This is a genomic window from Comamonas sp. (assembly GCF_036643215.1).
In the GTDB taxonomy this organism is placed as follows: domain Bacteria; phylum Pseudomonadota; class Gammaproteobacteria; order Burkholderiales; family Burkholderiaceae_C; genus Comamonas.
Genome location: NZ_JAVXSJ010000062.1, coordinates 1 through 7,208, shown reverse-complemented (window position 1 = coordinate 7,208; position 7,208 = coordinate 1). Strand labels below are relative to the sequence as shown.

The following is a 7,208-nucleotide window of genomic DNA, read 5'->3' as shown; positions in this document are numbered from 1 at the left end:
GGCAAAACCGGACAGCCACGTGCTGTAGCTTTCCCAGTAGAACCAGTGCAGGTTATCCGGCATCTTGGGAGGGGAAACGTTGAACTTGACGGGGTGGTAGAAACCACCGCCGTGCACAGCCCAGAGCTCACCGCTGACGCCCTGCTTTTTCAGGTCGTCATCGACAGGCGGCGTCAAGCTGCTATCGAGGAACACGAAATAGAATGAAGAACCGATCCAGGCGATGGCGGTGATGACGTGCAGCCACCGCAAAAGCAGGCCGGCCCAGTCGAGAATGTAGCTTTCCATAGCTCTAACCTTGGCAGCGTGGGGCTGCCGTGCAAGCTGCTCACCACTGCGGGCGCTCTGAGCAGAAGAAAAGGCCGCGCTCCCTAGGCAAAAAGCTTCGAGGCACCGCTGCGACCAGTCTGTAGACAGAAAGTGTATGCACTTTTTGCCTCCGCAAGATTGAAATTCAGGGCAAACCATCCTAGTGATTTCCCGTAGATACCGGCTACTTTCAGATTGAGCGGTTGTTTTTTGGTGCAATGCAGCGCTATGCGGCAATCCTTCGCTGCAATAGCTGGGCGGCAACCGCTACCGCAATCACTTCCGGCTCTTTACCCCCAATGCCCGGCACGCCAATCGGGCAGGTAATGTGCGCCAGCTCTGCATCGCTGAAACCACGGCTGCGCAATCGACTGCTAAAACTGGCCCATTTGGTCTTGCTGCCAATCAGCCCCACAAAAGGCAGATCGCCCCGCTCGCGCTGGCGCAGCAGGCATTGCACAACAACTTCCAAGTCTTCCGCATGGCTAAAGCTCATGATCAGCACCTGAGACTGCGCAGGCAGTTGCGCCACTGCAGCCTGCACTGGGTCGGAATGCTCGCATTGCACGCCGATCTGCTCTTGTTCTGGGAAGACCGCATCACGGCTATCCACCCAGACCACCCGGTATGGCAGGCTGCGCAGGATTCGAACCAGCGCATGACCCACATGGCCTGCGCCAAACAAGGCCACGCACTGCGACGGCTCAGGCATCAAGGCGCGCAGGCGCGGTGCATCAGCCGCCTCAAACCACGCATAACGCAACTCCAGCGCCCCGCCGCAGCATTGACCCAGACTGGGGCCCAGCGCATAGCGCTGCACATGCTCGCGCTGGCCTGAAGGCTGATCAGCCCACTGCGCCAGCAACTGGCGTGCCTGCGCAATAGCCTGCCACTCCAGATGACCGCCACCAATCGTGCCCATGACCTCGTCGGCAAAAACGGCCATCCAGGCACCCTCTTCTCGCGGCACGGAGCCGCGAGTGGCCTGCACCTGCACCCAGCACAAGGGCTGCTGGCTCAAGCGGGTCAAAATTTGCTGCTGCGTTTCACTCCACATGGCGGCTGGTTTCTACCTTTAAGAATTCACTATGTTCGTGCATTTTGCAGACAGCAATAGTCGTGCCGCCATATGAATGCCTTAATCAGATACTTATTGCGCAGCACATTGACGAGTCGTTGCAGTTTTTGCACTCCGCACGCCAGATATCAACGCGATAGCGTTGACCTCTCCTCATTTACGGCTACGCTTGAGACATGTCTGATACCCAAGAATCCACCCGCTCAACGCAAGGCCCCAGGCCACTGGCCTGGCTGATGACTGGACTGGTTGCCACAGTCACCGCCTTCCTCGCTGCCTGCCAGATCGCGCCGCACAGCCCATCCATAGGCATCACGCCCGCCGACAAGGCCAGCCCCATGTACCGCAAGCAAGCGGCGCAGCACCTGTACGAGAAAAATGCACACCGCATCTACAAAGGCATGCTGCCGCCCATGCTGTATGCAATTGGCGTGCTGCAAGTTCAGCTGGATGGACAGGGCCGTGTGAGAAATCTGAACTGGATGCGCAAACCCAGCCACGCCCCCGAAGTGGTGGCAGAAATTGAACGCTCAGTCCGTGCCGCAGCCCCCTTCCCTGCCGCCGGAAAGCCTGTGACGTACACCGACACCTGGCTATGGGACAAGTCAGGCCGCTTTCAGCTCGACACACTGACCGAAGGTCAACTGGGCCAGTAAGGCCCTGCACGCGTGCCGCATCAGGCAATAAAAAAACCGGCCTTGGCCGGTTTTTTGTTTTGAAGAATCAAACAAGGCTTATTCGACAACCTTGGTGATCTTTGTGCCTTGCAGCGAAACGCCCGCTTCCAGACCTGCATTGGTCAGCACATAGCTGGTCACGGGTGCACCGGCCGTAGTGGTGTCCACGCTGCCATTGGCACCGATCTTGCCAGCGGCCACCGTGGCATCCGCGCCCACAGACCAGCCATCGCTCTTGAGGAATTTGTCCAGCGCTTCCTGGGTGTTGAACACGTAGATCACGGCCTTGGACTGGCCGCCAGCCTGCCAGCCAATGGATGCGCCCGTTGTGCTGTAGTAGCCACGGTTATGACCGGCCACGCGCAGCACGCCACGGCCATGCTCCACGCCCACTACAAAGCTACCACCAATCACCGACGGGAAGATCAGCACACCCTTGGCTCGCTGCACCATCTCCTTGGAGCCAGGAGCGGTCTGATACAGACGCTCCAGCGCCGCATTGGCGCGTGTGTTGATCGTGGTCGCATCAGCGCGCGGAGCCGATGCTGTATCAGGCTTGGTCGTCGTACAGGCCGTCATGGCCATTGCACCTGCAGTCACGGCAACCGCCACTGCAACAGAACGCAGAGAAATTTGACGCATACCAATATCCTTTCATGGGATGAATGTGTTCAGACATTTCCGAGATAGAAGATCCTGCAGTCCAACATTCAGACGTTCTTGCGCATCCCCCGGCACAAGAGCAGCCAGAAGCAGGATTGACTTCATGCTAGTGCGGGGCGTCGCTCAATAAACCCCACAGTTACAGATTGCGCGATTGACCTACATAAGGCAAGCCCTTTTGTTAAAGAATCCGAACAAAACGTCGAGCCTTCGCATCATCTACAGTCCTGATCAAAGTTTGGGCAATGACAGGTTCCTGCTGAAATTGGCGCTAGCATTGTTGATGTGCCCACAGCGCTGATGACAGGAAGCTCATGAAGTTCTGGAATTACTTTCACCATCCCAAGGCAGCCATGGTGCTGCTGCGTGTTTCACTGGCCTTACTCATGCTGCTGCATGGCTGGGCCAAGATTCGGTACGGAATTGGCAGCATTGAGGCCAAAATCGCCGCCCTTGGCGCGCCCGGTTTTCTGGCCTATGGCGTGTATCTGGGTGAGGTCGTTGCCCCCCTGCTGCTGCTGGTGGGCCTGTGGGTTGTACCCGCCGCACTGGTGATTGCAGTCAATATGGTGGTGGCATTTGCGCTGGTGCACACCCACCAGATTCTGATGCTGAACAACTCTGGCGGCTGGGCTCTGGAGTTGCAGGCTTTTTACTTTGTCAGCGCACTGGTCGTCGCCATGACTTATTCCAAAGGCAAATAAATCCTCATAAAACAAGAGCGGCTTGCGCCTGTCATGACTGGGTTTCAGATCACTTTCGTTCTGAAACCAAGAAATGACCAGCGCAAGCCGCTCATGTTTTTATTGCGCACCTCAGTGAGAGGCGCGCGCAGTCAATTAAGAACCGCGGTAGGTGGAGTAGCTCCAGGGGCTAACCAGCAAAGGCACGTGGTAGTGCTGGGCGGGGTTGGCCACGCCGAAGTCCAGGCTGACCTTGCCCAGGAAGTTAGGCTCAGGCAGTTCCACGCCGCGGGCCTTGAAGTAGGCAGCCACGTCGAAGGTCAGGCGATAAGTGCCAACCTTGATGGTGTTGTTGTCGAACAGAGGCGCATCAGTGCGGCCGTCATGGTTCAGAACCAGGCTCTTAACCAGAGTGGCGGTGTTGCCATCGGTAGAAAACAGTTCAACGGCCATGCCTGCAGCAGGGCAGCCATTCATGGTGTCGAGAACGTGGGTGCTCAGGCCCATGGAAATCTCCTCACAGGCAGTTTGCAACTGCCCTTGGTTGTGTCAAACATCTGTGTATTCAAAGCACGCGCACGCATGTGCGCAACGCTTTGATCTTTAAAGTGTATACAGTTTCTGTACCCTATCAAAGGCTTTTCAGCCTTGACTTTCAGGCACATAGCCAGTCCAGAGAAGGCAGCTTCTTTACACTGACTCAACCCTTCAGGAGACAACGCATGCAATTGCGCACCACCGCCTTGGCGACCAGTATGCTCATCGCTGTAGCCGGCTTGAATGCCTGCAGCAGCACAGCCAGCAAAGGCGCAACGCCTCTGCCCACGCTCGGCATGTCTTCCGCCATTGAAACAACGCCCACCATTACGCAAACCGCCGCCGCACAAGCCGCAGCAGCCGCATATGACTTTGATCTGGACGTCTTTCACCCGGTCATTGCCAAAAATGGCATGGTCGCGTCCGAGCAGGAGCTGGCCACCCAGATTGGCGTGGACATTCTGAAAGCTGGCGGCAACGCCGTCGATGCCGCTGTCGCCGTGGGCTTTGCGCTGGCTGTGGCCCTGCCCAACGCAGGCAATATCGGCGGCGGCGGCTTCATGCTGGTGCACGACGCCAAGACCGGCAAAGACATTGCGCTGGACTTCCGCGAGGTGGCACCCAAAGGCGCATCGCGCAATATGTATCTGGATGACAAGGGTGGCGTCATCAACGGCAAGTCGCTCTTCACCCACTACGCCGTGGGTGTGCCGGGTACGGTGGCGGGCATGACGCATGCACTCTCGCGCTGGGGCAGCCTGCCGCTGGCCCAAGTGATGGAGCCCTCCATTGCGCTGGCCGAGAAGGGCTACCCTGTCAGCGTGACGCTGGCGAAGACGCTGAACCAGGAAAAAAAGAACATGAGCCAGTGGCCAGCCACGCAGGCCATTTTCTGGAAGAACGGCGCGCCGCTGCAAACGGGTGATCGGCTGGTGCAAAAAGATCTGGCGCAGTCCATGCGCCTCATCAGCCAGCAAGGTGCCAAGGCTTTTTACCAAGGCAGCATCGCCCAGAAAATTGCGGCTGAAATGGCGCCACATGCCAACGCCATCACACTTGAGGATCTGCGTGACTACAAGCCAGTGGAGCGCGAACCGGTGCGCGGCAACTATCGCGGCTATCAGATCGTGACTATGCCGCCGCCCTCGTCTGGCGGCGCACACCTGCTGCAAATTTTGAACATGATGGAGCGCTGGCCCTTCAAGACATGGGGTGCCAACAGCGCGCAGAGCGTGCACTACATGACCGAGGCCATGAAGCTGGCCTATGCCGACCGCGCTGAATATCTGGGTGACCCGGACTTTGTGACAGTCCCACTCAAGGGCCTGATCTCCAAGCGCTACGCCGATGAGCTGGCAGCCAGCATCAAGCCCCAGCAGGCAAGGCCTAGCCAAGACATCAAACCCGGCCACCCTCAACAATTTTCGCAGCCCTATGAAAGCGACCAGACCACGCATTACTCCGTGGTGGACAAGGCGGGCAACGCCGTGGCCGTGACCTACACACTCAACACCAACTTTGGCAGCGGCATCGTGGCCAAAGGTACAGGCGTGCTGCTCAATAACGAAATGGATGACTTCTCGGTCAAGCCCGGCGTGGCCAACGCTTACGGACTGGTAGGCGGCGATGTGAATGCCGTGCAGGCCGGTAAACGCCCGCTGTCGTCGATGACGCCCACGCTGGTACTCAAGGATGGCAAGCCGGTGCTGGTGACAGGCAGCCCCGGCGGAGCACGCATCATCACCACGGTGCTGCAGCAAGTCGTCAACCACATTGACTTTGGCATGAACCCGGCCGAAGCGGCGGCCACGCCGCGCTTTCATCACCAGTGGACGCCGGATGTGTTGCGCATTGAAAAAGGCTTTAGCGCCGATACGCTGGCACTGCTCAGGCAATGGGGGCACAAGGTAGCCGTCAAGCCTGCCATGGGTCGCACGCAGACCATTGAGGTGCGAGACGGTGTGCTGCAAGGCGCATCAGACCCGCGCAACCCAGATGGAAAAACTCTGGGCTACTAATGAAATTTCACTCAGCGCAGAGGAGTGAATTCGGAATAAAAAAAGCCGCGCTCCCCCGAGCGCGGCTTTTTACTTTGAGGCGGCTGCTGACCGTACGCGTAGCCAGTGGCCGCCCTCCCCACCTCTCGTTTACTCAGCCTTCTGGCCGATTTCGAAATTGGCCTGGATTTCCAGGGCGCGTACCATGCCGGAATGATCCCAGCCCGCGCCGCCGTGGGCCACGCAGCTGTTGAACAGTTCCTGGGCCTGAGCCGTGTTGGGCAGCGAAACGCCCAGCTGACGTGCGCTGGACAGAGCCAGGTTCAAGTCCTTCTGGTGCAGAGCAATGCGGAAGCCTGGATCGAAAGTGCGCTTGATCATGCGTTCGGCATGCACTTCCAGAATTTTGGAAGAAGCAAAACCGCCCAGCAGAGCTTCACGCACGCGAGCAGGATCAGCTCCGGCGCGCGATGCGAACAGCAGGGCTTCAGCCACGGCTTCAATGTTCAGCGCCACGATGATCTGGTTAGCCACCTTGGCTGTCTGACCGTCGCCGTTGCCACCGACCAGAGTGATGTTCTTGCCCATCTTGTCAAACAGGGGCTTGACGCGTGCAAAAGCTTCGTCAGGGCCGCCAACCATGATGGACAGGGTGCCGTTCTTGGCACCGACTTCGCCGCCGGACACAGGAGCGTCCAGGTACTGAGCGCCAACAGCTTCGATGCGCTTGGCAAATTCCTTGGTCGCCACGGGCGAGATGGAGGACATGTCCACCACGATCTTGCCGGTGCTGCCCTTCAGGCCAGCGGCCACGCCGTCTTCGCCAAACAGCACTTTTTCCACGTCGGGAGTGTCGGGCACCATCACGAAGATGATGTCGGCACGCTCGGCCACACCGCGAGCGGTGGTGCACTGAGTCGCGCTGGTTTCAGCGATGCTGGCAGGCACCTTGCCGTGCGTGTTCACAAACAGCTGGTGGCCAGCCGAGATCAGGTGGCCGCACATGGGGGCGCCCATGATGCCCAGACCGATAAAGCCCAACTTGAGGGACGATGCGTTCATGGTGTACTCCTAACTATTCTTGATATCAAATTCGATAGCTGACAGCGCTTGTCCAGCAAGCGCTATACGGCTTATGCAGCGACTGCAACTTTCTTCCAGCCGCCAATTTTTTCCAACCAGCCCAGGCCCGATTCGGTGTTGCCTGCAGGCTTGTATTCGCAACCGATCCAGCCGTCGTAGCCGATGCGGTCCAGGTGTGCAA

At 58.4% G+C, this 7,208-nt stretch carries 8 protein-coding genes and 1 pseudogene; 3 read left to right on the top strand and 6 right to left on the bottom strand.

The window, feature by feature from the left end; all coding sequences use genetic code 11:
• Positions 1-288, bottom strand: a 288-nt coding sequence (locus tag RSF91_RS19300) for a urate hydroxylase PuuD (RefSeq protein ID WP_332569927.1), incomplete at its 3' end; no start/stop codon positions are given.
• 247 nt (positions 289-535) lie between these two features.
• The gene (xdhC, locus tag RSF91_RS19295) at positions 536-1,366 is read right to left on the bottom strand and encodes a xanthine dehydrogenase accessory protein XdhC (protein WP_332569926.1); all 831 of its coding nucleotides are present in this window, start codon (positions 1,364-1,366) and stop codon (positions 536-538) included.
• Between the two features lie 197 nt (positions 1,367-1,563).
• On the opposite strand from xdhC, the gene RSF91_RS19290 reads away from it, so the two are divergent.
• Positions 1,564-2,043, top strand: coding sequence for a hypothetical protein (locus tag RSF91_RS19290; RefSeq protein ID WP_332569925.1), 480 nt, complete (start codon positions 1,564-1,566; stop codon positions 2,041-2,043).
• A gap of 78 nt (positions 2,044-2,121) precedes the next feature.
• On the opposite strand, the gene RSF91_RS19285 is transcribed toward RSF91_RS19290, so the two are convergent.
• Entirely contained in the window at positions 2,122-2,706 is a 585-nt protein-coding gene (locus RSF91_RS19285; protein ID WP_332569924.1) for a BPSL1445 family SYLF domain-containing lipoprotein, read from the bottom strand.
• Between the two features lie 335 nt (positions 2,707-3,041).
• Between RSF91_RS19285 and RSF91_RS19280 the strand changes: the two genes are divergently transcribed.
• Positions 3,042-3,431 (top strand): DoxX family protein, encoded by a 390-nt coding sequence (locus RSF91_RS19280; RefSeq protein ID WP_332569923.1) that lies wholly within the window; start codon positions 3,042-3,044, stop codon positions 3,429-3,431.
• Positions 3,432-3,566: 135 nt separating this feature from the next.
• Here the strand turns inward: RSF91_RS19280 and uraH are convergent, their stop codons facing one another.
• Positions 3,567-3,917, bottom strand: coding sequence for a hydroxyisourate hydrolase (uraH, locus tag RSF91_RS19275; protein WP_099736008.1), 351 nt, complete (start codon positions 3,915-3,917; stop codon positions 3,567-3,569).
• Between the two features lie 215 nt (positions 3,918-4,132).
• Between uraH and ggt the strand changes: the two genes are divergently transcribed.
• Positions 4,133-5,965, top strand: coding sequence for a gamma-glutamyltransferase (gene ggt / locus RSF91_RS19270; protein WP_332569922.1), 1,833 nt, complete (start codon positions 4,133-4,135; stop codon positions 5,963-5,965).
• A 129-nt stretch (positions 5,966-6,094) separates the two neighbouring features.
• On the opposite strand, the gene glxR is transcribed toward ggt, so the two are convergent.
• Positions 6,095-7,006, bottom strand: coding sequence for a 2-hydroxy-3-oxopropionate reductase (gene glxR, locus RSF91_RS19265; RefSeq protein ID WP_332569921.1), 912 nt, complete (start codon positions 7,004-7,006; stop codon positions 6,095-6,097).
• 71 nt (positions 7,007-7,077) lie between these two features.
• A pseudogene (locus RSF91_RS19260) lies at positions 7,078-7,208 on the bottom strand (hydroxypyruvate isomerase); the annotation flags it as partial.

Coding starts and splice junctions, on each gene's coding strand:
- xdhC (WP_332569926.1), bottom strand. CDS start 1,366: ATGTGGAGTGAAACGCAGCAGCAAATTTTGACCCGCTTGAGCCAGCAG.
- RSF91_RS19290 (WP_332569925.1), top strand. CDS start 1,564: ATGTCTGATACCCAAGAATCCACCCGCTCAACGCAAGGCCCCAGGCCA.
- RSF91_RS19285 (WP_332569924.1), bottom strand. CDS start 2,706: ATGCGTCAAATTTCTCTGCGTTCTGTTGCAGTGGCGGTTGCCGTGACT.
- RSF91_RS19280 (WP_332569923.1), top strand. CDS start 3,042: ATGAAGTTCTGGAATTACTTTCACCATCCCAAGGCAGCCATGGTGCTG.
- uraH (WP_099736008.1), bottom strand. CDS start 3,917: ATGGGCCTGAGCACCCACGTTCTCGACACCATGAATGGCTGCCCTGCT.
- ggt (WP_332569922.1), top strand. CDS start 4,133: ATGCAATTGCGCACCACCGCCTTGGCGACCAGTATGCTCATCGCTGTA.
- glxR (WP_332569921.1), bottom strand. CDS start 7,006: ATGAACGCATCGTCCCTCAAGTTGGGCTTTATCGGTCTGGGCATCATG.